Genomic DNA, 26,460 nt, shown 5'->3' with positions numbered 1-26,460 from the left:
TCGTCCGTCTCGTCGAGGTAGGCCGCGAGGGCGTCGTCGTCGACCTCCGCCTCCGCGTGCTCGGCGGAGACCTGGCCCGCTCAGTCCGTCTTGCTGAACTCCGCGATCGCGATCGCCAGCAGGACGGCCCCGATGGCCGCCACGACGCCGACCTCGAGCAGGGTGGGCACCCGCCAGCTCCCCCAGGTCATGCCCGCGTCGAGCCGCTGCCGTACGGCGGGATCCAGCGTCAGGTGGGAGAACACGATCCGCCTGATGGGGTCCACCGCGTAGGCGAGCGGGTCGATGCGGTTGAGCACGGTCAGCCACCCGGGCAGGTTCGACGCCGGGAAGACGGCGCCGGACAGGAAGTACAGCGGGAGGATCAGCATCTGCGTGAGCGCCATGAACGACTGCATCTGCTTGATCCGGGCGGACATCATGACCCCGAAGGCCGTGATGGTGAACGCCAGCAGCAACTGGATGCCGAACACGCCGAGCACGAGCCCCGGCGCGTACGGCACGCCGACCAGGCCGGCGATGCAGATGACGATGACGCCCTGGAAGGCGGCGACGGTGGCGCCGCCCGCGCACTTGCCGATGACGATCGAGCTGCGGCGGACCGGCGCGACCAGCATCTCGCGCAGGAAGCCGAACTCGCGGTCCCAGACGATCGAGGCGGCGGAGGCCATCGCGGTGAACAGCACGGCCATGGCGAGGATGCCCGGGTAGAGGAACGTACGCAGGCTGAGGCCGCCCGTGCCGCCGGACGTCAGCTGCGACAGGCCGGTGCCCAGGACGAACAGGAACAGGAACGGCTGCACCAGCGAGGTGAGGATACGCAGCCGGTCGCTGAAGAACCGGATGAGCTCCCGCTGCCAGACGATCTTGATGGCGCGCAGCTCACCGGCGAAGCTGCGGCGGGGAACCCGGATCCGCGACACCGGCGCGGTCTGGACGGCGGTCATCGACGCACTCCTCGGAACTTCGCCATGGTGTCCCGGCCACGCTGGCCGGCGGTCGCCTCCGCGTCACGCATGGTCTTGCCCGTGTAGGACATGAACACGTCGTCGAGGCTCGGTCGGGCGACGTTGACGGCCCGGATCGACAGGGGGAACTCCCCGAAGAGCGTGGGGACGAACTTCTCGCCCTGCTCCACGAAGAAGGTGACGGCGCCCTCGGACGCGGTCGCCTCCAGCCCGAACCGCTCGGCCAGGACGGCGATCGCCTTGTCGTTGTCGTCGGTTTCGATCCGGACGCGGTCCTTGCCCACGCCCGCCTTCAGCGCCTCGGGGGTGTCGAGGGCGATGATCTGACCGTGATCCATGATCGCGATCCGGTCGCAGTTCTCGGCCTCGTCCATGTAGTGGGTCGTCAGGAAGATCGTGATCTCCTCGGCCTGCTTGAGCTCGCGGATGTAGGCCCAGATGGAGCTGCGCGTCTGGGGGTCGAGGCCGACGGTCGGCTCGTCGAGGAACAACACGCGGGGCGAGTGGAGCAGGCCGCGGCCGATCTCCAGCCGCCGTTTCATTCCACCGGAGAACGTGTTCACCTTGCTCGCGCGCCGGTCCCACAGGCCGACCATGTCGAGCACCTGCCGGAGCCGGGCCTCGAGTTCGCTCTTCGGCACGCCGTACAGACCGGCGTGCAGCCGGAGGTTCTGCTCGGCGGTGAGATAGCCGTCCAGGGTGGTGTCCTGGAAGACCAGCCCGATGTTGCGGCGCACCTCGTCGCGCTCCCGCACGATGTCGTGCCCGGCGACGCTCGCGGTTCCTCCCGTCGGGGTCACGAGGGTGCACAACATGCTGATGGTCGTGGACTTCCCTGCGCCGTTCGGGCCGAGGAAGCCGAACGTCTCGCCGCTCTCGACGGTCAGGTCGATGCCCCGCACCGCGTCGAAATCGCCGTAGCGCTTGGTCAGGCGGGTCGTGGCGACCGCCGGTTGTGTCATGTGATCTCCTGATTTAAGTACTCCAAGTGTAATAATGCTCTTAGTGTAGTCAAATCGGGAGCAAGGTATGAACCGCTACGCTGTGCCCATGCGACCGGGCGGGCTGCGTGAGATGAAGAAGAGCCAGACGCGTCAGCTCATCGCCGACACCGCCGCCTCGCTCTTTCGTGCCCGGGGCTTCGACGACGTGACGGTCGACGAGATCGCCGCGGTCGCACAGGTGTCGAAGAAGACGGTGTTCAACCACTTCCCCACGAAAGAGGACCTGGTCTTCTACCGGGCGGAGGAACGTGAGGCCATGTCACTGGCCGCCGTCAGGGAGCGGGCTCCCGGCGTCTCGATCCTCGACTCCTTCCGGCAGTTGTGCCTGTCGCAGACCCGGCTCGTGGCGGGCATCCGGCGGGACCAGGCGCACCCCCGCGGGTTCTTCGACCTGGTGAACGCCAACCCGTCGTTGCAGCGGAAGATGTACGAGGTCAACGCTCATCTCGTGAGCACTCTCGCGGAGGCCGTGGCGGCCGAGGCCGGCGCGGATCCCGACGATCCCATCCCGTCGATCGTCGCCTCGACCCTGATCGGCGCGCAGCGTGCGCTGTACCGCCGGCTGCGTGAGCGGGTGGCCGCGGGCGACGACGACGAGGCGGTCGAGCGGGCCCACCACGACGACGTCCGCCGGGTCTTCGACCGGCTCCGCGACGGCCTCGGCGACTATCCGCCCCGCTGAACCCTCCGCGTCCCCCCACAGAGGAGTCTCACCGTGCACGAGGCACATCTCACGATCGACCCCGCGTTCCTGGTGGCACCGGTACGGCGTCGCACCTTCGGCACGTTCGTCGAGCATCTCGGCCGCTGCGTCTACACCGGCGTCTACGAGCCGTCCCATCCGACCGCCGACGAAGACGGCTTCCGCCGCGACGTCCTCTCCCTCACCAGGGAGCTCGGCGTTTCCACGGTCCGCTACCCGGGGGGCAACTTCGTCTCCGGATATCGCTGGGAGGACGGTGTCGGGCCGATCTCCGGGCGGCCGCGACGGCTCGACCTGGCCTGGCACAGCACCGAGACGAACGAGGTCGGCGTCGACGAGTTCGTGCGCTGGTGCCGTAAGGCCGGGGTCGAGCCGATGATGGCGGTCAACCTCGGCACCCGCGGCATCGCCGAGGCCCTCGACCTACTGGAGTACTGCAACCACCCCGGGGGCACGGCGCTGTCCGACCGTCGCGTCGCCAACGGGACGGCGGAGCCGCACGGCATCAGGATCTGGTGCCTCGGCAACGAGATGGACGGCCCCTGGCAGACGGGCCACAAGACGGCCCGCGAATACGGCAGGCTCGCCGCCGAGACCGCCCGCGCCATGCGCATGGTCGACCCCGGCCTGGAGCTCGTCGCCTGCGGCAGCTCCGGGTCCTCCATGCCGACCTTCGGCGCCTGGGAGGCCACCGTGCTGGAGGAGGCCTACGACGTCGTCGACTACATCTCCTGCCACGCCTACTACGAGGAGAAGAAGGGGGACCTGGGGAGCTTCCTGGCCTGCTCGACCGACATGGAGTACTTCATCTCCTCGGTCGTCGCCACTGCCGACCACGTCGGGGCGAGGCTCAGATCCCGCAAGAGGATCGACGTCTCGTTCGACGAGTGGAACGTCTGGTACCTCAGCCGGTTCCAGTCGGCCGGGCCGCCGGAGGACTGGCCGATCGCTCCGCCGCTGCTGGAGGACCACTATCACCTGGCGGACGCGGTGGCCCTCGGCGGCCTGCTGATCACCCTGCTGCGCAACAGTGACCGGGTGACCGCAGCCTCGCTGGCCCAGTTGGTCAACGTCATCGCGCCCATCATGACCGAGCCGGGCGGGCGGGCGTGGCGGCAGACCACCTTCCATCCGTTCGCCCAGGCGTCCCGGTACGCGGCGGGCGACGTGCTGCGGGTCGAACCGGTCTCACCGCTGTACGAGACGGCCGAGTACGGCGAGGTGCCGCTGCTCCACGCGGTCGCCACCCACTCCGAAGAGGGCACGACCCTATTCGCGGTCAACCGGTCGACCGACCGGCCGCTCTCCCTCGTCATCGACGCCCGGGCTCTCGGCGACGCCCGGATTGTCGAGGCCACCACCCTGACCGATCCCGACGTCTACGCCCGCAACACCGCCGACGCCCCCGGCCGGATCGCGCCCCGCCCCAACCCGGACATCGAGCACGACCCTCTGCGCGTGTTGTTGCCCCCGGTGTCGTGGAACGTCATCCGCCTGGGCTGAGACGCCGCCCGGCTGTGAGATGCGGGCCTATGCCCCGGCGAGAGGCAGCCGGAGCAGGAACCGGGCGCCGCCGCTGGGCGACTCCACCGCCTCCAGGGTGCCCTGATGGGCGTGCGCGATCTCGCGGGCGATCGCCAACCCCAGGCCGGTGCCGCCGTGGTCACGGCTGCGGGCCGTGTCCAGCCGGGTGAAGCGCTCGAAGACGCGCTCCCTGTCGGGCTCGGGGATGCCGGCTCCGTCGTCGTCGACGGCCAGTTCGGCGAAAGGCCCGTTGCGCCGCACGCTGACCTCGACCAGGCTCCTGGTGTGCCGCTGAGCGTTGTCGAGCAGGTTCTTCAGCACACGGGCGATCTGGACGGTCACGGCGGTGACGGGAACGCCCGGGTCGATCCGCAGCCGGATCGGCAGGCGGTCGAGCCTGCCGGAGACCTCACCCCGGACCAGTTCGCTGAGGTTCAGCTGAGTCTTGTCGGCGGCCCCGGCGGTTCCCACCCTGGCCAGGAGGAGCAGGTCGGTGATGATCGCCTCCAGCCGGTCGACGTCCACCAGCGCGCTGTCGAGCAGGGTGTTCAGGTCGGTGTCGTCCGGATGCAACTGCCCGATCTCCAGCTCCGCACGCAGGCCCGCGAGAGGGGTGCGCAGCTCGTGTGAGGCGTCGGCGACGAACTGGCGCTGCCGGGCGAGGACGGCGTCCATGTGCAGCTTGGCGTCCTCGATCCGGCCCAGCGTGGCGTTGACGGTCCTGGCGAGACGGGCGATCTCGTCCCGGCCCGGAGGCTCGGGCACCCGGCTGCTCAGGTCGTTGCCGTTGATGGCGGCGAGGTCGTTGCGAATGGCCCGGACCGGCTTCAGCGTGCGGCCGGTGATCTTCCAGGTAGCCCAGGCGGCCAACAGGACCAGCGCCGCGTCCTGGACGCCGAAGAGCCGGCCGAAGATCCCGGTCGAGGTCATACCGGCCGCGAGCCGGCCCGCGTAGACCACCGGCGAGTTCGCCGCGCCCTGGACCCGGAGCGCGGACAGACGGACGCAGCCCAGATGCCTCGAGGTGCAGGTCTGCACGTCCTCCTCCGGATCGCCCGGCTTCGGCCAGGCCGAGCTCAGCGGCGGCATCCCCAGGGCGTCCTTCGAGGCGTCGATGACGCGGTGGTTCGGCGCGACGACCTGGACCAGATCGACGCCGGCGACGTGCGGGACGACGGGGTCGCCCAGCTCGTGAAGCCTGTCGGCCGCCGCTGTGAGGTCGGCCTGTTCCCGGACTTCCAGCCAGAGTGCGTCTCCGATGGCCTGGCGCCCGACGGCGCCCTCAGCCGCGCCCGCGGGAAGCAGGAGGAGCACCGCGAGGAGTGTGACCAGCGCGGTGAGACGTCCGCGGATCGACTGCGGGCGCAGGTGGCGCAACACCCTCCGCAGCCGGCCGCTTCCAAGGGACTTACTGGTCACGGCGCGCTCCCTTCCGGCGAATACCGTATACAACTACCCGGATACTGTATCCAGGTTCCACGATCCCCTCTGTGTGGCCGCGTTGTCGTTACCGCCAGCCACCATCCCCCGCCGCCGCCCTCAAAGGCTTCGCCACAGGACGCGCCGGGAATGCCACGCGCGCTGCGCGTTCCGGCAATGCCGGAGTCAAGCGCGGGAGGCCGGGTACCATCGATCAATGACCGAAATGACCGAAACCACGCCCGGCTGGCTCAGTCCCGACGAGCTCGAGTCGACCCGCGCGCGGATGCCGATCCTCTACGTCGACGCGGTGCCCGTGCGGGTCGACGACACGGGCGTGGTGACGCATGTCGGCCTGCTGCTCCGCATCGGATCGGACGGAACGGTCAGCCGTGCGCTCGTGTCCGGGCGCGTCCTCCACCACGAGCGTGTGCGCGACGCCCTCATGCGCCACCTGGAGAAGGACCTCGGCCCCACGGCGCTCCCCCGCATCCCCGCCTCGCCCCAGCCGTTCACCATCGCCGAATACTTCCCGACCCAGGGCGTCACGCCGTACCACGACCCCCGGCAGCACGCCGTGTCACTCGTGTACGTCGTCCCCGTCGCGGGCGACTGCCGTCCCCGGCAGGACGCTCTCGACCTGGTCTGGTTCACGCCGGAGGAGGCCGCGTCGCCGGTCGTGCAGCAGGAGATGACCGGCGGCCAGGGCGTCCTGCTGAAGCAGGCCCTGGCACACGTCAGCTGCCTGTCCTGACTCCTCACCCCGCGGTCTGGGAGTGGATCCGGGCGTAGACCTTGCGCAGCATCTCCTGCAGTTCCGTCCGCTCGGCCTGGCTCAGCGGCGCCAGGAGCTCGTCTTGAACCCTTCGAGCCTCCGCGTCCAGCTCGGCCAGTAGGGCACGGCCCGCGGGAGTGAGGCTGACCGCGACGCGGCGTCGGTCGGCGGCATCGCGGACGCGATCGACATGACCGGCCACGGCCAACTCGTCCACCACCTTCGCCACGTCACTCGGGTCCAAGGACAGGCGATTCGCCAGCGCCCGCTGGACGTGCGGGCCGAAGTCGGCCAGCGCGGCCAGCACCGCCATGTGCCAAAGGCGGAGCCCGCGCTCGGCCAGTCGATCCGCCAGCCTGCCGCGTGCGGCCTTGCCTGTCAGGGACAGCAGGTAGGTGCTCAGGCCGAGCAGGCTGGGCGGCGCGCCATCAGACGTCACCATGACCCTATTGTAGGGCGAGCCCTATAGTGGGTTCACACCTACTATTTGGAGGAGCCTCATGGACGCCCTGCACCCCCGCCTGCTCGTGACCCGCTTCGCCGAGTGCTTCGAGTTCTACGACGCCGTCCTGCCGCGACTGGTCGGCGCCACGTTGACGAGGGGCGGCCCTGCGGGGCCGTACGCCGGCTGGGACGTCGACGGGCAGGGCCTGCTGTCCCTGTTCGACGCCGACGCGATGGCGGCGGCTGTGGGAGACCTCGCCGCCGCCGGCTCTCCCACGCGGGACGGCGTGATGTTCGTCTGCCGGGTCGACGACGTGGATGCCGCGCTGGCCCTCTGCCTCCGCCACGACGCGAAGCCGGCCGCCGACGCCGCCGACCGCCCGCAGTGGGGGCCGAACCTCCGCACCGCCCACGTCCGCGACCCCGAGGGCGTCCTGATCGAGTTGCAGTCCTACTGAGCACGACTTCGAACGGGCCGCCGCGCCGCCACGTTCGAATCGTCAGGCCGGCCCTGCCGCCGGACCGCCCAGCGAGCTCAGGTAGCCGAACCGGACGACCCGTTCGGCCATGAGCTCGTAGGCGGCCGGGTCATCGGGGGTGAACGCGGCCAGGCCGTCCACGTAGCGGTTGAACATGCAGAAGGCGGCCGCGATCAGCACCACGTCGTGGATCTCGACGTCTGTGGCCCCTTCCGCGCGGGCCGCGGCCACGTGCTTGTCCGAGACGGACTTCCCGCTCTCCCGCACCACGGCGGCGATCTCCAGCAGCGCCTTCATCTTGGCCGAGATCGACGCGGACGACGGGTCGGCGCATACCTGCTCGACCGGCTCCGTCCCTTCCGGCAGTTGCGCGGCGGCGAAGGCCGCGTGCGAGGAGTAGCAGTACCGGCAGTCGTTCTGTGCGGACACGTATGCCGCGATCAGCTCCCGCTCCCCGCGGGACAGCGGGCTCTCACCACGTAGCAGCACCTCGGCCAGCTCGCTCAGCGGACGCGCGGTCTCCGGCCGGTAGCGGAACAGGCTGGTGATTCCCGGCAGATCGTTGCCCAGGGGGATGTGCGCCATGAAAGCTCCTCAAAGGTCTGGGGACGTAATGGTCCAGGGGGCAGCCTCCGCGATCATCGCGACCCGGTCAACCCTCGCCCCGCACTCCGGCGGACGGAGCGGGTTGTACGAGTCCGGGGTGCGGATATCTTTGCCCCCATGCACGGGAGCGCCGACATCGGACCGCTGGACCGGCCGGACGCGGTGCGGGTGCCTCCCGACGACCCCGGCCGCGGGCGGCACCGGCTCACCACTCAGGCGCAGGTCTATGTCCTGCTGAGCGTCATGACCGTTCTCGTGCTGATCTGCGCGGGAATCGGCGCCTGGCTGCTCAATCAGACCGCAAGCGTGTCCGACGAGTTGGTGGACCGCATCGCTCCCGCCCGCACCTCGGCCGCCCGGCTGCAGAACGCGCTGATCGACCAGGAGACCGGTGTGCGCGGGTTCCTCCTGACCGGCCAGCCGGCCTTCCTCGAGCCCTATACCGAGGGAGTGGCCACAGAGCGGGACGAGGCGGCGCAGATAACCGCACTGGTCGGCGGTCGGCCGGACCTGGTCGCGGATCTCACCGCCATACGTGAGGCGGGCGCGGAATGGCGCCGTACGTACGCGGCGCCGAACATCGCCGCCGTACAGGCGGGCGGTCATCCCGACGACGCGCAACTGGACGCGGGCAAACGCGCCTTCGACCGCATCCGCACCCTGTTCCAGGCCCAGACCGATCACTTCGACCAGACCCGGGCGCACGCCCGGGCCGACCTCGTGCGGATGCGGAACCTGCGCGACTGGGCGTTCATCGCGATGCTCGGCCTGTTCGTCCTGACGGGCCTGGCCTTCGCCGTCCTGTTCCACCTTTCCGTGGGCCGGCCCCTGCGTGCTCTGCGCGCCGCGTCGCGGAAGGTGGCCTGGGGCGACTTCGGCCACCACATCCCCGCCCAGGGCCCGGCCGACCTTCGCGACGTGGCCCACGACGTCGAACTCATGCGCCGGCGAATCGTCGAGGCGCTGCACGAATCGCAGGAACAGCGGGCGGCGCTCACCGAGCAGACGGCCCACCTGGACGCCCAGACCGTCGAACTGCGCCGCTCCAACGCCGAACTGGAGCAGTTCGCCTACGTGGCCTCCCACGACCTGCAGGAACCCCTGCGCAAGGTCGCGTCGTTCTGCCAGATGCTGGAACGACGCTACGCGGACAAGCTGGACGAGCGCGGGATGACCTACATCTCCTTCGCCGTGGACGGCGCCAAGCGCATGCAGGTCCTGATCAACGACCTGCTCACCTTCTCCCGCGTCGGCCGCCTCAACGACGCGCGCGTGCGGGTCGCCCTCGACGACTCCCTGAACACGGCGCTGGCCAACCTGGCCGGCGGGATCGAGGAGTCGGACGGCCGGGTCGAACGCCCGGAACGCCTGCCCGAGATCGTCGGCGATCCGAGCCTGCTGACCATGTTGTGGCAGAACCTCATCGGCAACTCCATCAAGTTCCGCAGTCCCGACCGTGCGCCGGTCGTCCGCGTCGACTGCGCCGAAGAGCCGGACTCGGGTCTGTGGCGGCTGAGCGTCACCGACAACGGAATCGGCATCGGCGCGGCGTTCACCGAGAAGGTCTTCATCATCTTCCAGCGCCTGCACACCAGAGAGGCCTACGGCGGCACCGGGATCGGCCTCGCCCTCTGCAAGAAGATCGTCGAGTTCCACGGCGGTCGGATCTGGATCGACACGGACTACACGGACGGCACGCGCATCCGCTTCACGCTCCCCGCACCCGCCCCGGCCGTGCCCGACGACGACGCCGTATCCGCCCTGGAAGGAGATCCCGCGTGACCGCCGTCGTCAAGCTGCCCCGCCACCGCTGACGGGGGCTCAGGCCGTGCAGCCCGCCGGGTCCTGGCTGACCGTGGTCCGCTGCGAGCGCGCGAGCGGCTGAACCGGCGCCGTCGGAGGCCGCGCGGAGACGGGCTGCGGCCGATGCGCTCGCCTTTACGTTGTAGATTTTCCATTCCCCTCGCGCAACCGCGCGATCTCCTCGGCGGTCCCCGTCCCCGACCGCCTGAGGAAGTCGGCGATCGCGGCCAGTTCCCTGTCGTCGTAGCGGGCGAGGATCTCGTCCACCCGCCCGGTCATGGGCGCGAGGTCGGCGAAGGCCTCGCTCTCGCGCTCCGGCACGAGCCGGAGGATGACGCGGCGCCGGTCGGCGGGGTCCTTTTCCCTCCGCACGAAGTGAGCACGCTCCAGGCGGTCGACGATCCCCGTCACCGCACCGGTGGTCAGGCCGGTCAGCTCGGCCAGCCGGCCGGCGGTGATCGGGCCGTGCCTGTCCAGGAGGTCGACGCAGCGCGAGTCGGTGGCGCTCAGGCCGAGCCGTTCGGCCACCGCATGACTGAGGAGCACCGCGTAGGCCGTGAACGACCGCAGCCCCTCGTGGACGTCGCGCAGCACCGCGTCACGCCCCGGCGTTGACACCATCACGCAAATCCCCTTACCTTGCTAAGAAGTTTAGTTCACTAAGCTAAATCTCTTCGAGCAGTGAGGATATGGTATGGACTCCAGGCGCTGGCCGGCGTTGGCGGTCATGCTCATCGCCGCGTACATGGACCTGCTGGACACCACGATCGTCACCGTCGCGCTCCCCTCGATCCAGCGGGATCTCGGCGCGAGCGACGCCGCCCTGCAGTGGGTCGCCGCCGGATACACCCTGGCCTTCGCCCTCGCCCTGATCACCGGCGGCAGGCTCGGCGACGTCTACGGCCGCAAGACCATGTTCCTGACCGGCATCGCGGGCTTCACCGCCGCGTCCGCCCTGTCCGGCCTGGCGGCGGGGCCGGGCATGCTGGTGGCCGCCCGTGCGGTGCAGGGCACGGCTGCGGCGATCATGATTCCGCAGCTCCTCACGGCCATCCAGGTCGGTTTCCGCCAGGCGGAACGCCCCAGGGCCTTCGGCCTGTACGGCATGGTGCTCGCGCTCGGCGGGGTCAGTGGTCCGCTGCTGGGAGGCCTGCTCACCGAGGCCGACCTCTTCGGCTGGGGATGGCGGTCCATCTTCCTGATCAACGTGCCCGTCGGCGTGCTCGCACTCGCTGGGTCCGCCGTCCTCATGACGGAGTCAAGGGCGCACCGGCGGCCACGGCTCGACCCGCTCGGCACGGTGCTCGTCACCCTGGGACTCCTCGCCCTCGTCTACCCCCTCATTCAGGGGCGTGAGCTCGGCTGGCCGATCTGGACCTTCCTCGCCATGGCGGCGTCGGTTCCCCTACTGGCCCTGTTCTGGGTGCACGAGGGACGCCGAGGCCGCGCCGGCGCCTCCCCTCTGGTCGACCCGCGACTGTTCCGTTCGCGCCCGGTGATCGCCGGACTGCTGGTCGCGCTGGTCTTCTTCGCATCCACCGGCTACTTCTTCGTCCTGACACTCCACCTGCAGGCGGGACTGGGCTTCGGCGCCCTGCGAACGGGGCTGGCCTTCCTGCCGTTCGCCCTCGGTGTCATCGCCGGTTCCGGCGCCGCGGCACGTCTGGTCCCCCGGCTCGGCCGTACGGTGGTCACCGCCGGCGCGGTGGTGGAGGCCGCGGGCATCCTCGGGATGATCCTCGTCGTCGGCGGGGCGGGCGACGCCCTGGAGGCCTGGCACCTCGCTCCCAGCCTGGTCCTCGCCGGCCTGGGGCTGGCCCTGGTGTCGGCCACCCTCGTGACGATCACCCTGTCCGGCGTCCCCACCGACCACGCCGGGTCGGCGTCCGGGCTGGTCAACACCACCCTTCAGCTCGGCTCCGCCGTCGGCGTCGCGGCACTCGGCGCCCTGTTCTTCGGCCTGCTGACTCCGGAACACGGGTACCAGCCCGCGCACTACGCCGACGCGAGCGCCCACAGCCTGCTGCTCGCCGCGGGGCTGGCGGCGCTGTCCTGCCCGCTGAGCCTCCTCCTCCCCCGGCACGCCCTGGCCGGGGCCGGCCCCGGGGCCTCCTCGCCCGCGCGCAGTTCTGTTCCGTAACCCGGCGAACGCGTTGCGCCTCCTCACCACATCGTGATCAAGTGACTCTCATCGGCAAGCAACGGAGGTCCCACCCATGCCCAACGAAGCCGTCGACGAGTTCGTCAGGACCAGGGTCCTGCCCGAACACCAGAGCATCGTCGGCACGCTCCGCGAGCTCATGAAGGAGAACGCTCCCGGCGCGGAAGAGGTGATCAGCCGGGGCTCCCCCGCGTGGCAGGGGAGGAAACTCCTGGCGATCATCAGCCCGAGCAAGACGCACATCACCTTCGCCTTCGCCAGGGGCGCGGAGTTCGACGACGAGTTCGGCCTGCTGGAGGGCTCCGGCAAGACCACGAGGCACGTCAAGATCAAGAAAGCGGACGCGGTGAACGCCGACGCCCTGCGGAACTACATCGGGCAGGCCGTCCGGCTGGACGAGGAGTAGGACCCGCCCCCGGGATCGAGGACCCAAATTACCCCGCCATGGATCGCTCCCCGCCGTTTTCCGAGGTCGGGCGGGGTACGGGTGCCTAGGAGAGCTCGACTCTGAGGGGGATCCCGTGGCCGACGGCAATGACGAGAAGCAGCGGCAACTGGACAGGTACCGGGTCGATTCCGAGGGCAGCCGTCTGACCACCGACCAGGGCGTGCGGGTCGACGACACCGACAACTCGCTGGCGGCGGGCGAACGCGGCCCGACGCTCCTGGAGGACTTCCACTTCCGCGAGAAGATCACCCGGTTCGACCACGAGCGCATCCCGGAACGCGTCGTCCACGCGCGGGGGGCCGGCGCGTACGGGTACTTCCAGCTCTACGAGTCGCTCGCCGAGTTCACCGCCGCCGACTTCCTGTGCGACACGTCGCTGCGCACGCCGGTCTTCGTCCGCTTCTCCACGGTGGCCGGGTCGCGCGGCTCCGCCGACACCGTCCGTGACGTGCGCGGGTTCGCCACGAAGTTCTACACCCGCCAGGGCAACTACGATCTGGTCGGCAACAACATGCCGGTCTTCTTCATCCAGGACGGCATCAAGTTCCCCGACTTCGTGCACGCGGTCAAGCCCGAGCCGCACAACGAGATCCCCCAGGCCCAGTCGGCGCACGACACGTTCTGGGACTTCGTGCAACTCCAGCCGGAGATCACGCACATGGTCATGTGGCTGATGTCCGATCGGGCGATCCCCCGTAGCTTCCGCATGATGCAGGGCTTCGGCGTGCACACGTTCCGCCTGGTCAACGCCGACGGGCGGGGAACATTCGTCAAGTTCCACTGGCGTCCCGTGCTCGGCACCCATTCCCTCGTCTGGGACGAGGTGCTGCGCATCCAGGGCAACGATCCCGACTTCAACAGGCGGGACCTGTGGGAGGCCATCGAGCGCGGCGCGTTCCCCGAATGGGAGCTCGGCCTGCAACTCGTCCCCGAGGAGGACGAGCACGGTTTCGACTTCGACCTGCTCGACGCCACGAAGATCATCCCTGAGGAGATCGTGCCGGTCCGGGTGGTCGGCCGGATGGTCCTCGACCGGAACCCGGACAACTTCTTCGCCGAGACCGAGCAGGTGGCGTTCCACACCGCCAACGTCGTGCCGGGGATCGACTTCACCAACGACCCCCTGCTGCAGGCCAGGAACTTCTCCTACCTGGACACCCAGCTCATCCGCCTGGGCGGGCCCAACTTCGCGCAGATCCCGGTCAACCGGCCGGTCGCCCCCGTGCACAACGACCAGCGCGACGGCTACAACCAGCGGATCATCCACCGGGGCAGGACCAGCTACGCGCCCAACTCCATCAGCGGCGGCTGCCCGATGTCCGGTGTCCTGAGCGGGGACATGGAGGGCGTTTACCGGCACTACCAGGAACGCGTGGACGGCGCCAAGATCCGCAAGCGCAGCCCCAGCTTCGATGATCACTACAGCCAGGCGACCCTCTTCTGGAACAGCATGTCCGGCTGGGAGAGACGGCACATCGTCGAGGCGTTCCTGTTCGAACTCGGGCACGTGGAGCGCCGGTACATCAAGGAGCAGGTCGTCCAGCGGCTGGCCAACGTCGACGGCGACCTGGCCAGGCAGGTCGCCGAGGGGCTCGGCATGCCCGCCCCCGCCGTGACCACGCCCAACCACGGGAGGACGTCCCCGGCGCTCAGTCAGGCCAACGCTCCGCGCGACTCGATCGCCACCCGCAAGATCGCGTTCCTGGTGGCCGACGGCGCCGACCTGGCCCGGGCGGGCCAGGTCCGGGCGGCGTTGGAGGAGAAGGGTGCGGTCTGCGAGATCGTCGCGCCCCACGAGGGACAGGTCGGCTCGGTCACCGTGGACAGACAGCTCAGCGCGGTGTCCTCCGTGCTGTACGACGCCGTCCTGCTCGTCGGCGACGGGGATCTCAGCGAGAACGGCCACGCGGTGCACTTCGTCCGCGAGGCCTTCAAGCACGGCAAGGCCATCGGCGCCCTCCCGGGCGGCGAGGCCTTGCTGGAGGCCGCCGCGTTGCCCGGCCGCCAGGGCGTCATCGGCTCGGAGACCACCCGAGACGAGTTCACGGCGGCGTTCGCGGCAGCGATCGCCGAGCACCGCACCTTCGACAGGGACGTGGACTCGGTCGCCGCCTGACCCCGGACACGCTCGCGAGGGAACGGCTGACAGCGGTCATCGGCATTCGGGGTCGGGGCTCTCGACCGGGCTCCGCTCCGACTTGGCCAGGAACGGCGACCGGCCGAGGACGACGATGCCCGCGACGAGTGCGATCAGGCCGAGAATCTCCCCCGCCAGCGCGCCGGGATCGACGCGCAGGTGCTCGCTGAAGATCACGACCCCGAGCACGATCCCGGTGATCGGTTCGGCTGCGGTCGTGGCCGGCAGGGAGATCCGCAGTGGCGCGGCGTCGAACGCGCTCTGGTTGAGCAGGATGCCCACCACGGCGACCACCGCGACCATGTACGGCTGCCACGTGACCGCCAGGGCGTGCGGCCCCTGCGCGAGCGTGAGCAGCGAACCGCGGGTCAGGGCGTCCTGGAGGCCGTACAACATGCCCGCCGCGGCGGCCAGCAACATCGCCTTGGTCTGCAGGTCGACCCGGAGCGCGGCCATGACCAGCGCCGCCGCCGCCATCAGGACGATCAGCACGGTGAGCCAGACGGGGGACCCGGGCGCCGGCGCGTCGCCGCCGTGCGGCTGCCCGAAGGCCAGGAAGACGGCCACCCCTCCGCTGACCAGCACCGCGCCCAGCCATTCCACCCAGCCCAGGCGCTCCTTGTAGACGACGGCCGCGGCGCCGAGCGCGAAGATGAGGTTGGTCGCCAGGAGCGGCTCCACCCGCGCGATGTCGGCCCGTTGCAGGACCAGTGCGCCGAGGATCTGGCCGCCCACCATCGCTCCGACCCCGCACAACCAGAGGGGCTTGCGGATGAGGTCGAGGAGCAGGTGCAGGCGCAACATCTCGCCGAGCGGCTCGTCGTAGGCGGCGTGCTGCTGAGCCACGAAGCCCAGTCCGAGCAGACAAGCCGCCGCGAGACCGATGAGCACTGTACTGATCATGGAAACCTTCGTCGTCGCCGGTCGCACGCGACGGTGCGACCGGCTCGCAGTGTCAGAGCCGGTACCCGGCCGCACCCGTGGCCACCCCCACGGGAGGTTCACGAAAGCGTCATGTCTTGCCGTTCACGGAGGGCGGGCACGCCAGTCAGAACCATGACATCGCGGCGAAAAGTGTGTTTCGCGAACATGTCGGAACAATTTCCCGAGCTCTACCGTGCGCTGAAAGGACCAGTGATCCAGGTCACAAGGAGCCCCCCATGGCGACACCCCTCCCAGCGCGACCGTCACGAGCGGTCCTCACTCTGCTGGCCGTCCTCCTCGGACTGTCCGGCCTGCTCTGCACGGCCCTGAACGCGACCCCCGCGAGGGCGGCGTCGCTGGTTCAGGTCAGCTCCTTCGGCGGCAACCCCGGCAACCTCGCGATGTACGGCTACCGCCCCGACGGCCTCGCTACCGGCCGCCCGCTCGTGGTGCTGCTGCACGGGTGCACCCAGAACGCCTCCGGCTACTTCGCCAACTCGGGCTGGCGCAAGTACGCCGACCAGTGGGGCTTCGCCCTCGTGGTGCCGCAGACCAGCAGCGCCAACAACTCGTCGAGTTGCTTCAACTGGTTCGAGACCGGCGACACCACCCGGGGCCAGGGCGAGGCCGCCTCCATCCGCTCCATGGTCGCCTACGCGGTCGCCAACTACGGAAGCGACCCCTCGCGGATCTTCGTCAGCGGCCTGTCGGCCGGCGGGGCGATGACGGCGGTCATGCTGGCCGCCTACCCGGACGTCTTCGCCGGCGGATCGATCGGGTCCGGGCTGGCCTACCGCTGCGCCTCCAGCCTGATCCAGGCGTCCAGTTGCCAGTACAGCGCCACGAGCAGGACCCCGCAGCAGTGGGGCGACCTGGTGCGGGGCGCCTACTCCGGCTACTCGGGCCCCTATCCGCGCGTCGCCATCTGGCAGGGCCAGTCGGACTACACGGTCACCCCCGCCAACGGCACGCAGTTGCGCGATCAGTGGACGAACGTGCGCGGCGTCTCGCAGACTCCCACCTCCACCCAGTCGCTGACCGGCGGCACCTCACTGAAGGTGTACGGCGACGACGCCGTCCGGCTGTACGAGATCGCCGGGATGGGCCACGGCCTGCCGGTCGACCCGGGCGGCGCCCCCGACCAGTGCGGAGCCACGGCGGCGTACTTCCTCGACACCATCTGCTCGGCCTACCACGACGCGCGGTTCTTCGGCCTGGACGGCGGAACCCAGCCCACCCCGCCGCCGACGGCCACTCCCACCCCGACCCCCACCCCCACCCCCACGCCGACGCCCACGCCCACGCCGACCGGGCCCGCGGTCTGCGTCCGGGCCAGCAACTACGCCCACACCACCGCCGGCCGGGCACACCAGTCCGGCGGCAACACCTTCGCCAACGGCTCCAACGACGCCATGGGCCTGTGGAACACCTTCACCGTCCACGCGCTCAAGCAGACAGGCCCGAACTACTGGGTCCTCGCCGACAGCGAGTGCTGAAGCCGTAGGACGTCCCGGCCGGGGATCCACCCGGCCGGGACACACGCTCACGGAGCCACCTCACGGTCCCGGCGAGAAGGCGACGCGGGATCCCGGGGGCTCAGGAGAACTCCCCGTGTGAAGCCACCGGCTCGGGGAACGGTGGCCCATCAACGGCGCATCAGGCCCGACCAGCCCTTTCCCAAGAAATCCGAAACGTGACTTGACGGATACGAAGGGTGCAATTAACGATAATTCCTACTCTGACGATTGAGATAGTGGGAAGGGGATGTGGTGCGTTCGCTCATTCTGCTCGGACTGGTGGGTTTCGCCGCCCAGCTCGTCGACGGCGCCCTCGGCATGGCGTACGGAGTCACCTCGACCACGCTCCTGCTCGCCATCGGGACCAACGCGGCCGCGGCCTCGGCCACCGTCCATCTGGCGGAGATCGGCACCACCCTCGCCTCAGGTGTCTCCCACTGGCGTTTCGGCAACATCGACTGGAAGGTCGTCGCCAGGATCGGCGTGCCGGGAGCAGCCGGCGCCTTCGCGGGCGCGACGTTCCTGTCCAGCCTGTCCACCGAGGTGGCGGCGCCGATCATGTCGATCATCCTGCTCGCCCTCGGCCTGTACGTCCTCATCCGCTTCACCACGTTCGGGCTGCCCCGCGGGAACCTGGGCAAGCCGCTGCGCAGGCGTTTCCTCGCCCCTCTCGGCCTGGTCGCCGGATTCATCGACGCCACCGGCGGCGGTGGCTGGGGGCCGGTCGGCACCCCGGCCATCCTGGCGAGCGGGCGGCTCGCGCCCCGCAAGGTGATCGGATCGATCGACGCCAGCGAGTTCCTGATCGCCATCGCCGCCAGCGTCGGATTCTTCTTCGGCATCGGCTCGGAGAACATCGACTTCGCCTGGGTCGGCGTGCTGCTGCTCGGCGGCGTGATCGCCGCGCCGATCGCGGCCTGGCTGGTCCGCCACATCCCGCCGCGGATCCTCGGATCGGCCGTGGGCGGTGTCATCATCCTGACCAACGTCCGCACCCTGCTGCGCAGCGACCTGATCGACGCCCCCGGCGGCGTACAGGCCGCCGCCTACATCGGCATCGCGGCCGTCTGGGCCGCCGCGATCGCCTACTCCTGGCGCGAGTACCACCGCGACAAGGACACCGAGTCGGTCGAGGCGGTCGAGGCGGAACTCGGACGCCGCGCTGCGGGAGACGCCACGACCGCCTGACCGGACCGGCCGCCGCCCTCAATGGTCAGGCCGCGCGGGAACCCGTCCCCGTTCCGTGTCCGCGCATCTCCCGTGCGACGCTCGCCTGCCTCCATTCGGCGTTCGCGCCGCCGGCCGAAGGGATCTGTTCAGCGGCCGTGCCGATCGCTCATGCAGTCTCGGCCTTTTCGTTTCTCATGGAAGCCGTGCGAGATTCCAGCTCCGGTCTCCTGCGCGACGAGTGGACGGCCAGCCGCGGGCCATGTCGGCCGGCGTACGGCGGATCAGCGGCCCTTCGTGGGCTCCGGGAGCGGCGTCGTCTCCCCCGTCGCCGTCGTCGCCCGCCTGGCGGACGACTCCAGCGCGAAGCTGACGCCCGCGAGCGCGAACCCGGTGAGGCCGAGACCGACGCCGACCCAGCTGGGAGCGACATAGCCGAGGCCGCCCGCGATCACCACTCCGCCCAGCAGCGCGCCGAGGCTGTTGGCGATGTTCATCGCGGACTGGTTGACGGCCGCGCCCATCATCTGCGCGCCGGGGGCCACCTGGATCAGGCGGGACTGCATGGCGGGGCCGAGGAACAGGCTCGCGGCGCCGACCAGGAAGGCGCCGAGGAACAGCCCGGCCGGCCAGTGCGCGACGAGCGCGAACACGACCATGGAGACGATGAAGGCGAGGAAACCGGTGAGCATGGCCCGGCGCAGGTCGCGGTCCGACGCCCAGCCGCCCGCGGCGTTGCCGATGGTCATCCCGAGGCCGACCGCGACGAGGACCCAGGGGACCGTCGACGCCGACAGGCCCGCGACATGGGTGGTCACCGGTGCGATGTAACTGTCGATCGCGAAGAAGCCGCCGAAGCCGATCGACGCGATGCCCGCGACGAGCCAGACCTGCGGCGCGCGGAAGGCGCGCAACTCGCTGCGGGCCGACCCGTTCGGGTGGGCGGCGACCGACGGCACCGTCGCCAGCACGGCGAACAGCGTGAGCGCGAAGATGACGGCGATGATGAGGTAGGCGACCCGCCATCCGGCCGTCTGGCCGATGTGGGTGATCGCGGGCACGCCGACGACGTTGGCCACGGTCAGGCCGCCGAGCGAGACCGCGAAGCCCTTGCCGTGGCTGCCCGGGCCCATGATCGAGGCGGCGACCAGTCCCGCCGCGCCGAAATAGGCCCCGTGCGGCAGCGCGGCCACGAACCGGGCGGCCAGCACGAGCCCGAACGTCGGGGCGGCCGCCGAGGCCGCGGTGCCCACGATGAAGATCACCAGAAGGCCGAGCAGGATCTTCTTGCGCGGCAGGCGCGCGGTGAGGGCCGCGAACAGCGGGGCGCCGATGACGACGCCCAGCGCGTACACGCTGATCATCCAGCCGGCGTGCGCGACGGCCTGAGACGTGGACCGCGCGTAGAGCGTGGGCAGCAGGCTCCGCGCGATGTCCGGCAGCAGGCCCATCGCGACGAACTCCGTCAGGCCGATGGCGAAGCCGCCAAGGGCGAGCGCGAGGAGCGCGGACCAGCGCTGCGACGGGGTGAGGGGGCTCATGCGAAACCTTCGTGATCGGTGGAGCACTACCCCGCCTCGCGTCGTCGGAGGGCGGCTGAGGCGCTCGTGGTCAGTGCGCCTCTAGAATAGCAACGCTGTTGCGTAATACCCTGGCAGGGTGGAGAAGGCAGCCGACCTGGACTACCTGCGCGACTACAACGACGCGCTGGTGGTCGCCATCGCCCGCCGTTCCGGCGTGTTCGACCGCGCGACGATCGCCGCCGGCACGGGCCTCACGCCGCAGGCGGTCTCCAAGGTGGTCGCGCGCCTCCTCGCGGCCGGTCTCGTGGAGCCGGACGGCGTGCGGCGCACAGGTGTCGGCAAGCCGACCACCGTCTACCGCCTGATCCCGACCAGCCGCTACGCCATCGGCGCGCACGTCGCCCGCCGCACGCTCCGGCTCGTCCTGACCGACCTGGTCGGTGAGGTGCTGCGGACGATCGTCACCCCCCTGCCCGAGGACTTCACCCCGCAGCACCTGCTCGACGCCCTCGCGGAAGGCGTCGCGACACTGGCCGACGGATGCAGGGCAGGTCGCCTCGTCGGCGTCGGAATCGGCATGGTCGGCCCGCTGGACCACGCGGAAGGCGTCGTCCGCGACGCGCACCGGCTGCGGCACTGGCACGATGTGCCGCTCCGCGACCTGGCCGCCGAGCGCCTCGGGATGCCGGTCCTGCTGGACAAGGACGTCACGGCGGGCGTCACGGCCGAGGCGTGGCGCCGCGGCACGACGTTCCGCGACGCCGTATTGATCATGGTCGAGTCCGGCATCGGTTCCGGCCTGTGGCTCGGCGGCAGCGCCTATCGGGGCGCGCACACGAACGCCGGCGAGTTCGGTCACATGGTCGTCCAGCTCGACGGTCCGCGGTGCGTGTGCGGTCGGCGCGGCTGCCTGGAGATCGTGCATGACCAGGCCCGCGCACGCGGAGACGTCGACGCGGCCGCCCGCGTCCTGGCCGTCGGCGTCGTCAACCTGCTGCAGGCGATCGACGTCGACCACGTGGTGCTCGCCGGTGCGGACCTGCTCCCCCACGCCGACGCCTACCTGGGCGCGGCGCTGGCGGCCGTCCGCGCCGAGGTGCCCCGCGTCGACTGGCTCACCGCCGAGGTCACGACGTCCTCGCTCGGCACCGACGTGATCGCCGCCGGTGCCGCGATGGAGGTGCTCAACGAGGAGTACGGCCCGCTCACCTCACCCCGGACGGCCGCACACGCGTGAGCGGCCGTCCGGGCAGGAGCGGCGTCAGCCGCGAGGGTCGCCGCTCCTGGTGTCCACGTCCAGATCGAGGCCGCGGGCGATGTCGTCCCACTTCACGTACTTGAAGTCGGTGTTCTCCCGAACCTCCCCGTCGGGATCGAGCGCCGCGGGGGTGTTGGCCCCGTCGTGGGTCACGAACAGGCCCTTGGGGAACCTCCGGCCGAGCGGCACGTTGACCACCATCGCGCCGTCGCTCGCCTGCACCCCGTCGACGCCGCCGTGGTCGCCGACCCGGAACGAGCCGATGTAGTCGTTCCCGCCGCTCCTGCCGTAGACGGCGAACGTGTCGTCGCCCTGGCTGGAGGCGATCAGGTAGCCCCTGCCGTTCTTGCCGTAGTAGACGGTCAGGCCCTCCGCGTCCGCGGACAGATGGCGCCCGCCGAAGCCGGGGTCGGTTCCGGGTGCGCACTCCTCCGTGTCCGCGTCGTAGGTGGCCGGCACGCCGTACTCGCGGACGCGGTCGATCAGCGCCGGCCGGCCGGTGAGGTCCGCGGGAATGCGCCAGATGCCGACGTCCTCCTGGGCCGCGTAGAGCGTGCCCGTCTGCGGGTCGACGACCATGCCCTCGACCTGTGGTCCGACCCCCGGCTCGTCGCACGGGGTCCAGCGGCTGCCATTCGGCAGGGCGAAGCTCGACGGCAGGTCGATGGTGCGGACCAGCGTGTACCCGACCTTCCCGTGAGGCGCGTCGGTGAGCTTCAGCAGTGCGAGCCGCGTGGTGTGTCGCCGGCTGACCACGACGTACGTCCCCGAGGCCCGCTTCCAGGTCGCGAGACCGTAGACCGTCTCGGCGTCGTTCACCTCCGCCTGCGTCTTGTTGAAGACGAACGGCGCGGCGGGGTCGGTGACATCGGTGAGCGGTGCCTGGCCACGCGCCGCCTTCGCCGGATCGACGCGGTAGACGCGCAGCTTGTCGGAGCCGCGATCGGAGGCGACGAGGAGGTCCGACCGCCCACCGGCGGAGGGGCGGCCGTAGACGACGTCCACGTTGTTCAGCCGTCCCGGCTCGTCGTCCTCACCGGGCGCGGCCGGCGCGGGAAGGTGCTGGAGTTGCCTGCCGCCCAGGTCGTAGACGTACAGGCCGCCCTCCTTGGCGGTGGTGGCGACCACGCTGGCCTCCGCCGAGGTGGGGTGGACCCAGATCGCCGGGTCGTCCCCGTTGGCGTTGCCGCCCGCCTCGTCGTCGTACAGCGCGGGGGTCTCGACCCGTGGGCGCACCGTTGGCAGATCCGTCGCCGCCGCCGGAAGGGGGGCGGCGAGCACACAGATCGACAGCGCGGCGGGGGCCAGTGCGGTCAGTCCGGTCAGGGGGCGCATCGCACTCCTCGTGTTCAGGGGATGTCGCCCGATCCTCCGCAGGCAAACGGAACATGCGATGAACCACGACGAAATTTCCGCCCAAAGTCGTCGAGCAAGGGCCGATCAGGCCTGCGCGAGACCGGCCGTGATCGTGCGCACCGCCTCGACGAGGTCCTGGGCCGAGGGCGCGCCCTCGGGATCGACGAGCCACTGTGCCGCCATGCCGCCGAGCAGCGCCTGGTGGAACGCGCCGACGGCCAGCGCCTTCTTCTCGTCCGCGACCGGGTCCAGGCCGTCGAAGAGGGCCGCCAGCCCCAGCCGGGCCTGCCGGTTGGCGGACGCGAAGGCCTCCCGCAACTCGGGCATGCGCTCCATCTGGGCGATGAGCTCGAACTGGATGGCCCACAGGGGTCTGAGCCTGGCGAAGGACTCGATGATCCGCGCCCACGTCTCCTCGAACCGCTGCATGGGCGTCGTTCCAGACGACGCCCCTCCGGCGAGAGCGTGCTCGAGTTCGCTCCCCCACTCCTCCATCGCCTCGAAGAGGGCCGCGTTCAGCAGGGCCTTCGTCGACCCGAAGTGATAGCCGATCGACGCGAGGCTGGTGCCCGAGGCCGCCGAGATGTCACGGGCGGTGGTGCCCGCGTACCCCTTCTCCATCAGGCACCGGCGGGCTCCGGCGAGCAGATCTTCCCGATTTCCCATGGTCATCAGCCTAGCGCCTTCTTGAACAGATGTCTTGAACAATTGTCCTAGACAAATTTCTGAGACGTTTGTACAGTCGGAGACATGACAAACGTTCTGATCTCCGGCGCGAGCGTCGCCGGCCCCACCCTCGCCTTCTGGCTCCGCGAGCACGGCTTCACCCCCACGGTGGTGGAGCGCGCGCCCTCATTGAGGGAGGGCGGCTACAAGATCGACATCCGGGGCGCGGCCCTCGACGTCGTCGGCCGCATGGGATTACTCGAAGAAGTGCGGCGGCGCAGCACGGACATGCAGGTCGCGCGCTTCGTCGACGTGAACGGCAAGCAGATGGCGACCATGAGCGCCCAGTTGTTCGGCGGCAGGGAGGGCGACGACGTCGAGGTCATGCGTGGCGACCTGGCCGAGATCCTCCACGAGGCCACCAAGGACGACGTGGAGTACATCTTCGGCGACTCCATCACCGCCCTGGAGGAGCGGCCGGACGGCGTGCACGTCACGTTCGAGAACGGCCCGGCGCGGACGTTCGACCTCGTCGTGGGCGCCGACGGCCTGCACTCCAACGTGCGCGCGCTGGCCTTCGGCGAGGAGTCCCGGTTCATCCACGACCTCGGTCACCACATCTCGATCTTCACGGTCCCGAACCACCTCGGCCTCGACCGCACCGAGATGATGCACCCGGCCCCGGGCCGGAGCGTCGGGATGTACAGCACGCGGCAGAGCACCGACGCCAAGGCGATGTTCCTGTTCACCTCGCCGGCCGACCCCTATGACCGCAGGGACGTCACCGAGCAGAAGAAGCTCCTGGCCAAGACCTTCGCCGACCAGGGATGGGACGTCCCGCGCCTGCTCGACTCCATGTGGGACTCGCCGGACTTCTACTTCGACTCGATGAGCCAGGTGCGCATGGACCGCTGGTCGTCGGGCCGGGTGGTCCTCGTCGGCGACGCCGCCTACGGCCCCTCCCCCGCGTCGGGACAGGGCACGAGCCTCAGCCTGGTCGGCGCCTACATCCTGGCCGGCTCCCTCGCCGCCGCGGCCGGAGACCACGCGGCCGGGTTCGCCGCCTACGAGAACGACATGCGGCCCTTCGTCGAGGAGAACCAGAAGCTCGCCGCGAACAACCTCAAGGGGATGGTGCTGAAGTCGGCGGGCCAGATCCGGTTCCAGATGGGGATGTTGCGGCTCATGCCGCACCTGCCGGGCAAGGATCGCATGATCAAGCGGGTCACCGAGCCGATCCGCAAGGCCGCGACCGCGATCACCATCAGGGACTACTGAGCGATCGAGACCGCGGAACGTCACAGAAAAACATCGAACGCCCACATGACCCTGCGGCCACCACGTGTCTCCAGCACCATCCCTGTGACGAGATCCGCGAGGACATGAAGAGGACGGGCATCGGTGTGGGCGAGTTCTTAGCAGTCTCAGCGTTCAGAAGCGATCATCCCGACCGAGTGCTGGACACCGTCCGGCAGTTCTTCGAAAAGTACGGCACGCACGCGAATCGGATCGAAGGCGACGATGCGGAAGGGGACGACGTGCTCGTCTTCCGATCCGTGAACGGGTGGGTCGTGGTGGCATGGCCCCAGTACTTCTCTGACGTTCCAGCGGCCGAATTCATCTCCGGTGCTTTGGGAGTCCTGGCGAGCACGGTGCGGATCCACGACGGCGACTACTGGAGCCACACCCTGTTCCGCGACGGACAGGTGCTGGATCGGTTCGCGTCGATGCCCGACTACTTCACCGACGACCCCGCCGAGGTGTCCAGGCTCGCCCGTGAATGGGCCGGCGATCCCTCCATCGTCTCCGAGGCGGTCGGGCGCCCGGTGGACGATGTGGCGCCGTACCTCGTCCACATCGTGCTCGACGACGATGGATACGCCACCGCGGGTGGGGGCAAGGCGGTCGCCGACGACTCGTTCGACCGCGAGGTCCCCTGGGTGTTCACCGACTTCTGGCGTCGTCTGGGGATCGACTACCCGAACGACCTGACGGACTTCACGGAGCGGCTCCGCCTGGCACCGGGCTGGGACGGCAGGCTCCCGACAGGCGACGCGGAACTGTGATTCGCCTCGGCGCCCGGCCATGCCCGTCAGCCCCGGGACGCGGGACGCCGGGACGCGGGACGCCGGGACGCGGGACGCCGCCCACGACCATGTCTCGTGGCCGGTGCGGCGGCCTCACACGGCCGCCGCCCCGGCTTCGCGAGGCCCGGGACGTCGTCAGCGGGCCGGGGTGTCCTCGTGTTCGTAGGCCGTGCGGAGCGCGGACAGGAACATCTCGACGGGCTGGGCCCCCGAGACGCCGTACGCGCGGTCGAGCACGAAGAACGGCACACCGTTCGCGCCGAGCATCCGGGCCTCGCGGATGTCCTCCTCGACGTCCCGGGTGTAGTCGTCTCCCTCCAGCACCCGCCGCGCCTCATCGGCGGGGACGCCCACCTCGGCGGCCAGCCGGACGAGCGTGTCCACATCGTCGAGCGTCTCACCCTCGATGAGCTGGGCCCGCATGAGCCGCTCGTGCGTCTCCGCGCCCAGGCCGTGCGCCTTCGCCAGATGGGTCAGGCGGTGGGCGTCGAACGTGTTGACCGAGATGGAGTGCTCGAAGTCGTACTCGAGCCCCTCCTCCGCCGCCAGCGCCTTCACCCGGTCGGTCATCGCGCGGATCTGCGCCGTCGAACCGCCCATCTTCTCGGCGAGGGCCTTGTAGACCGGCTGCCTGACGCCCTTGGGGTGCGACGGATCCAGCTGGAAACTGCGCCACTCCACCTCGACGTCGCCGGCATGCTCGAACCCCTCGAGCGCCCGCTCCAGCCGCCGCTTGCCGATGTAGCACCACGGGCACACGACATCGGACCACACTTCGACCCGCACTGATCTCTCCTCGCTCACCAGCAGGTTCCGTCCGAGCACGCCTCGGCGTCCCCGGCGCCCAGCACCACCAGCCCCGGCGCGTGCGACACCGGCCGCGTGAGTGGCCGCGCCCCATCGGACGTCTCGGGAGACGTCTCGGCGGCGGGGACCTCCGGTCGCGGAGCCTCCTGCGAGGCGGGTGCGCTCATCGAGCCCTCCTGGTTACTTATTGTGTGTAACACCATCATGAGTCACAATAACGGCGATCGTAAGGAGGCACTTCCATGTCACCCACGCACACGGATGTGCCTGTCACCATCCAGCTGACGGACGACTGCCCCATCCGCGACGTCCTCGACCGGGTCGGCGACAAGTGGAGCGTGCTGATCGTGGTGCTCCTCGGGCAGCGCACGCACCGCTTCAGCGAGCTGAGCCGCGCCATCGAGGGCATCAGCCAGCGCATGCTCACGCACACTCTGCGTGCGCTCGCCCGCGACGGGCTGGTCAGCCGGACGGTGCACGCGAGCGTGCCGCCACGCGTCGACTACGAGCTGACCGAACTCGGCCGGACGTTGCTGGGCCCGCTCACCGCGCTGGACGAGTGGGCCAACGCGCACCGCGACGACATCCGGGCCGCCCGCGAGCGCCACGATCGCGAGACCGCCGCGACCTGAACCACCCTAGGATTGCCCAGCCGAGCATGATCGAGCCGATGGGGAGTCCCGG

General features: G+C 70.1%; 26 protein-coding genes. 14 read left to right on the top strand and 12 right to left on the bottom strand.

Annotation, left to right across the window (positions count from 1 at the left end):
* Window positions 1–80: 80 nt before the first annotated feature.
* Together Pmi06nite_RS38730 and Pmi06nite_RS38725 are read right to left on the bottom strand one after the other, a co-directional pair.
* Window positions 81–947 carry an ABC transporter permease gene (locus tag Pmi06nite_RS38730; protein WP_203958224.1) on the bottom strand — a complete coding sequence of 289 codons (867 nt, stop codon included), beginning with the start codon at window positions 945–947 and terminating at the stop codon, window positions 81–83.
* The gene (locus tag Pmi06nite_RS38725) at window positions 944–1,930 is read right to left on the bottom strand and encodes an ATP-binding cassette domain-containing protein (protein WP_203958223.1); all 987 of its coding nucleotides are present in this window, start codon (window positions 1,928–1,930) and stop codon (window positions 944–946) included. The genes Pmi06nite_RS38730 and Pmi06nite_RS38725 overlap by 4 nt, the downstream gene beginning before the upstream one ends.
* A gap of 67 nt (window positions 1,931–1,997) precedes the next feature.
* On the opposite strand from Pmi06nite_RS38725, the gene Pmi06nite_RS38720 reads away from it, so the two are divergent.
* Window positions 1,998–2,654 (top strand): TetR/AcrR family transcriptional regulator, encoded by a 657-nt coding sequence (locus Pmi06nite_RS38720; protein ID WP_203958222.1) that lies wholly within the window; start codon window positions 1,998–2,000, stop codon window positions 2,652–2,654.
* 33 nt (window positions 2,655–2,687) lie between these two features.
* On the top strand, window positions 2,688–4,178 hold the full coding sequence (gene arfA, locus Pmi06nite_RS38715) for an arabinosylfuranosidase ArfA (protein ID WP_203958221.1): 1,491 nt from the start codon (window positions 2,688–2,690) through the stop codon (window positions 4,176–4,178).
* A gap of 27 nt (window positions 4,179–4,205) precedes the next feature.
* On the opposite strand, the gene Pmi06nite_RS38710 is transcribed toward arfA, so the two are convergent.
* On the bottom strand, window positions 4,206–5,618 hold the full coding sequence (locus Pmi06nite_RS38710; RefSeq protein WP_239114494.1) for a HAMP domain-containing sensor histidine kinase: 1,413 nt from the start codon (window positions 5,616–5,618) through the stop codon (window positions 4,206–4,208).
* Between the two features lie 217 nt (window positions 5,619–5,835).
* On the opposite strand from Pmi06nite_RS38710, the gene Pmi06nite_RS38705 reads away from it, so the two are divergent.
* Window positions 5,836–6,372 (top strand): NUDIX hydrolase family protein, encoded by a 537-nt coding sequence (locus Pmi06nite_RS38705; protein ID WP_203958220.1) that lies wholly within the window; start codon window positions 5,836–5,838, stop codon window positions 6,370–6,372.
* 4 nt (window positions 6,373–6,376) lie between these two features.
* Here Pmi06nite_RS38705 and Pmi06nite_RS38700 read toward each other — a convergent pair whose 3' ends face one another.
* Window positions 6,377–6,835 carry a MarR family winged helix-turn-helix transcriptional regulator gene (locus tag Pmi06nite_RS38700; RefSeq protein WP_203958219.1) on the bottom strand — a complete coding sequence of 153 codons (459 nt, stop codon included), beginning with the start codon at window positions 6,833–6,835 and terminating at the stop codon, window positions 6,377–6,379.
* 58 nt (window positions 6,836–6,893) lie between these two features.
* Between Pmi06nite_RS38700 and Pmi06nite_RS38695 the strand changes: the two genes are divergently transcribed.
* Window positions 6,894–7,295, top strand: a complete 402-nt coding sequence (locus Pmi06nite_RS38695; RefSeq protein ID WP_203958218.1) for a VOC family protein — start codon at window positions 6,894–6,896, stop codon at window positions 7,293–7,295.
* A 42-nt stretch (window positions 7,296–7,337) separates the two neighbouring features.
* Here Pmi06nite_RS38695 and Pmi06nite_RS38690 read toward each other — a convergent pair whose 3' ends face one another.
* The gene (locus Pmi06nite_RS38690; protein WP_203958217.1) at window positions 7,338–7,901 is read right to left on the bottom strand and encodes a carboxymuconolactone decarboxylase family protein; all 564 of its coding nucleotides are present in this window, start codon (window positions 7,899–7,901) and stop codon (window positions 7,338–7,340) included.
* Between the two features lie 138 nt (window positions 7,902–8,039).
* Here Pmi06nite_RS38690 and Pmi06nite_RS38685 point away from each other — a divergent pair, with 138 nt between their 5' ends.
* Entirely contained in the window at window positions 8,040–9,704 is a 1,665-nt protein-coding gene (locus Pmi06nite_RS38685; protein ID WP_203958216.1) for a sensor histidine kinase, read from the top strand.
* A gap of 156 nt (window positions 9,705–9,860) precedes the next feature.
* On the opposite strand, the gene Pmi06nite_RS38680 is transcribed toward Pmi06nite_RS38685, so the two are convergent.
* Window positions 9,861–10,346 (bottom strand): MarR family winged helix-turn-helix transcriptional regulator, encoded by a 486-nt coding sequence (locus Pmi06nite_RS38680; protein WP_203958215.1) that lies wholly within the window; start codon window positions 10,344–10,346, stop codon window positions 9,861–9,863.
* Window positions 10,347–10,419: 73 nt separating this feature from the next.
* Here Pmi06nite_RS38680 and Pmi06nite_RS38675 point away from each other — a divergent pair, with 73 nt between their 5' ends.
* The 3 genes from Pmi06nite_RS38675 to Pmi06nite_RS38665 all read left to right on the top strand — a co-directional run bounded on the left by Pmi06nite_RS38675 (window position 10,420) and on the right by Pmi06nite_RS38665 (window position 14,450).
* A complete protein-coding gene (locus Pmi06nite_RS38675) occupies window positions 10,420–11,865 on the top strand; it encodes an MFS transporter (RefSeq protein WP_203958214.1) in 1,446 nt (481 codons plus the stop codon).
* Window positions 11,866–11,941: 76 nt separating this feature from the next.
* On the top strand, window positions 11,942–12,292 hold the full coding sequence (locus tag Pmi06nite_RS38670) for a DUF1801 domain-containing protein (RefSeq protein ID WP_203958213.1): 351 nt from the start codon (window positions 11,942–11,944) through the stop codon (window positions 12,290–12,292).
* 115 nt (window positions 12,293–12,407) lie between these two features.
* The gene (locus Pmi06nite_RS38665) at window positions 12,408–14,450 is read left to right on the top strand and encodes a catalase (RefSeq protein ID WP_203958212.1); all 2,043 of its coding nucleotides are present in this window, start codon (window positions 12,408–12,410) and stop codon (window positions 14,448–14,450) included.
* A gap of 36 nt (window positions 14,451–14,486) precedes the next feature.
* Here Pmi06nite_RS38665 and Pmi06nite_RS38660 read toward each other — a convergent pair whose 3' ends face one another.
* Window positions 14,487–15,374 carry a DMT family transporter gene (locus Pmi06nite_RS38660; RefSeq protein WP_203958211.1) on the bottom strand — a complete coding sequence of 296 codons (888 nt, stop codon included), beginning with the start codon at window positions 15,372–15,374 and terminating at the stop codon, window positions 14,487–14,489.
* Between the two features lie 257 nt (window positions 15,375–15,631).
* Here Pmi06nite_RS38660 and Pmi06nite_RS38655 point away from each other — a divergent pair, with 257 nt between their 5' ends.
* The gene (locus Pmi06nite_RS38655; protein ID WP_203958210.1) at window positions 15,632–16,891 is read left to right on the top strand and encodes an extracellular catalytic domain type 1 short-chain-length polyhydroxyalkanoate depolymerase; all 1,260 of its coding nucleotides are present in this window, start codon (window positions 15,632–15,634) and stop codon (window positions 16,889–16,891) included.
* Window positions 16,892–17,164: 273 nt separating this feature from the next.
* Window positions 17,165–18,100 (top strand): sulfite exporter TauE/SafE family protein, encoded by a 936-nt coding sequence (locus Pmi06nite_RS38650; RefSeq protein WP_203958209.1) that lies wholly within the window; start codon window positions 17,165–17,167, stop codon window positions 18,098–18,100.
* A 263-nt stretch (window positions 18,101–18,363) separates the two neighbouring features.
* Here the strand turns inward: Pmi06nite_RS38650 and Pmi06nite_RS38645 are convergent, their stop codons facing one another.
* A complete protein-coding gene (locus Pmi06nite_RS38645; protein ID WP_203958208.1) occupies window positions 18,364–19,620 on the bottom strand; it encodes an MFS transporter in 1,257 nt (418 codons plus the stop codon).
* 118 nt (window positions 19,621–19,738) lie between these two features.
* On the opposite strand from Pmi06nite_RS38645, the gene Pmi06nite_RS38640 reads away from it, so the two are divergent.
* On the top strand, window positions 19,739–20,839 hold the full coding sequence (locus Pmi06nite_RS38640) for an ROK family protein (protein ID WP_203958207.1): 1,101 nt from the start codon (window positions 19,739–19,741) through the stop codon (window positions 20,837–20,839).
* Window positions 20,840–20,863: 24 nt separating this feature from the next.
* Here Pmi06nite_RS38640 and Pmi06nite_RS38635 read toward each other — a convergent pair whose 3' ends face one another.
* Both Pmi06nite_RS38635 and Pmi06nite_RS38630 read right to left on the bottom strand, forming a co-directional pair.
* On the bottom strand, window positions 20,864–22,195 hold the full coding sequence (locus Pmi06nite_RS38635) for a phytase (RefSeq protein WP_203958206.1): 1,332 nt from the start codon (window positions 22,193–22,195) through the stop codon (window positions 20,864–20,866).
* Between the two features lie 105 nt (window positions 22,196–22,300).
* The gene (locus Pmi06nite_RS38630; protein ID WP_203958205.1) at window positions 22,301–22,882 is read right to left on the bottom strand and encodes a TetR/AcrR family transcriptional regulator; all 582 of its coding nucleotides are present in this window, start codon (window positions 22,880–22,882) and stop codon (window positions 22,301–22,303) included.
* Between the two features lie 84 nt (window positions 22,883–22,966).
* Here Pmi06nite_RS38630 and Pmi06nite_RS38625 point away from each other — a divergent pair, with 84 nt between their 5' ends.
* Together Pmi06nite_RS38625 and Pmi06nite_RS38620 are read left to right on the top strand one after the other, a co-directional pair.
* A complete protein-coding gene (locus Pmi06nite_RS38625; protein ID WP_203958204.1) occupies window positions 22,967–24,160 on the top strand; it encodes an FAD-dependent monooxygenase in 1,194 nt (397 codons plus the stop codon).
* A gap of 176 nt (window positions 24,161–24,336) precedes the next feature.
* Entirely contained in the window at window positions 24,337–24,948 is a 612-nt protein-coding gene (locus tag Pmi06nite_RS38620) for a hypothetical protein (protein WP_203958203.1), read from the top strand.
* A 156-nt stretch (window positions 24,949–25,104) separates the two neighbouring features.
* Here Pmi06nite_RS38620 and Pmi06nite_RS38615 read toward each other — a convergent pair whose 3' ends face one another.
* Window positions 25,105–25,755 carry a DsbA family oxidoreductase gene (locus tag Pmi06nite_RS38615; RefSeq protein ID WP_203958202.1) on the bottom strand — a complete coding sequence of 217 codons (651 nt, stop codon included), beginning with the start codon at window positions 25,753–25,755 and terminating at the stop codon, window positions 25,105–25,107.
* Between the two features lie 14 nt (window positions 25,756–25,769).
* Window positions 25,770–25,943, bottom strand: a complete 174-nt coding sequence (locus Pmi06nite_RS38610) for a hypothetical protein (protein ID WP_203958201.1) — start codon at window positions 25,941–25,943, stop codon at window positions 25,770–25,772.
* A gap of 75 nt (window positions 25,944–26,018) precedes the next feature.
* Here Pmi06nite_RS38610 and Pmi06nite_RS38605 point away from each other — a divergent pair, with 75 nt between their 5' ends.
* Entirely contained in the window at window positions 26,019–26,408 is a 390-nt protein-coding gene (locus tag Pmi06nite_RS38605) for a winged helix-turn-helix transcriptional regulator (RefSeq protein WP_203958200.1), read from the top strand.
* Window positions 26,409–26,460 lie beyond the last annotated feature (52 nt).

The organism is Planotetraspora mira, from assembly GCF_016863275.1.
Classification (GTDB): domain Bacteria; phylum Actinomycetota; class Actinomycetes; order Streptosporangiales; family Streptosporangiaceae; genus Planotetraspora; species Planotetraspora mira.
This window is presented reverse-complemented; position numbering and strand designations above follow the sequence as displayed.

Bases quoted from the DNA above. Each gene is read 5' to 3' on its own strand.
- Pmi06nite_RS38730 (WP_203958224.1), bottom strand. From the start codon at position 947: ATGACCGCCGTCCAGACCGCGCCGGTGTCGCGGATCCGGGTTCCCCGC.
- Pmi06nite_RS38725 (WP_203958223.1), bottom strand. From the start codon at position 1,930: ATGACACAACCGGCGGTCGCCACGACCCGCCTGACCAAGCGCTACGGC.
- Pmi06nite_RS38720 (WP_203958222.1), top strand. From the start codon at position 1,998: ATGAACCGCTACGCTGTGCCCATGCGACCGGGCGGGCTGCGTGAGATG.
- Pmi06nite_RS38705 (WP_203958220.1), top strand. From the start codon at position 5,836: ATGACCGAAATGACCGAAACCACGCCCGGCTGGCTCAGTCCCGACGAG.
- Pmi06nite_RS38700 (WP_203958219.1), bottom strand. From the start codon at position 6,835: ATGGTGACGTCTGATGGCGCGCCGCCCAGCCTGCTCGGCCTGAGCACC.
- Pmi06nite_RS38695 (WP_203958218.1), top strand. From the start codon at position 6,894: ATGGACGCCCTGCACCCCCGCCTGCTCGTGACCCGCTTCGCCGAGTGC.
- Pmi06nite_RS38690 (WP_203958217.1), bottom strand. From the start codon at position 7,901: ATGGCGCACATCCCCCTGGGCAACGATCTGCCGGGAATCACCAGCCTG.
- Pmi06nite_RS38685 (WP_203958216.1), top strand. From the start codon at position 8,040: ATGCACGGGAGCGCCGACATCGGACCGCTGGACCGGCCGGACGCGGTG.
- Pmi06nite_RS38680 (WP_203958215.1), bottom strand. From the start codon at position 10,346: ATGGTGTCAACGCCGGGGCGTGACGCGGTGCTGCGCGACGTCCACGAG.
- Pmi06nite_RS38675 (WP_203958214.1), top strand. From the start codon at position 10,420: ATGGACTCCAGGCGCTGGCCGGCGTTGGCGGTCATGCTCATCGCCGCG.
- Pmi06nite_RS38670 (WP_203958213.1), top strand. From the start codon at position 11,942: ATGCCCAACGAAGCCGTCGACGAGTTCGTCAGGACCAGGGTCCTGCCC.
- Pmi06nite_RS38660 (WP_203958211.1), bottom strand. From the start codon at position 15,374: ATGATCAGTACAGTGCTCATCGGTCTCGCGGCGGCTTGTCTGCTCGGA.
- Pmi06nite_RS38655 (WP_203958210.1), top strand. From the start codon at position 15,632: ATGGCGACACCCCTCCCAGCGCGACCGTCACGAGCGGTCCTCACTCTG.
- Pmi06nite_RS38645 (WP_203958208.1), bottom strand. From the start codon at position 19,620: ATGAGCCCCCTCACCCCGTCGCAGCGCTGGTCCGCGCTCCTCGCGCTC.
- Pmi06nite_RS38635 (WP_203958206.1), bottom strand. From the start codon at position 22,195: ATGCGCCCCCTGACCGGACTGACCGCACTGGCCCCCGCCGCGCTGTCG.
- Pmi06nite_RS38630 (WP_203958205.1), bottom strand. From the start codon at position 22,882: ATGGGAAATCGGGAAGATCTGCTCGCCGGAGCCCGCCGGTGCCTGATG.
- Pmi06nite_RS38625 (WP_203958204.1), top strand. From the start codon at position 22,967: ATGACAAACGTTCTGATCTCCGGCGCGAGCGTCGCCGGCCCCACCCTC.
- Pmi06nite_RS38610 (WP_203958201.1), bottom strand. From the start codon at position 25,943: ATGAGCGCACCCGCCTCGCAGGAGGCTCCGCGACCGGAGGTCCCCGCC.
- Pmi06nite_RS38605 (WP_203958200.1), top strand. From the start codon at position 26,019: ATGTCACCCACGCACACGGATGTGCCTGTCACCATCCAGCTGACGGAC.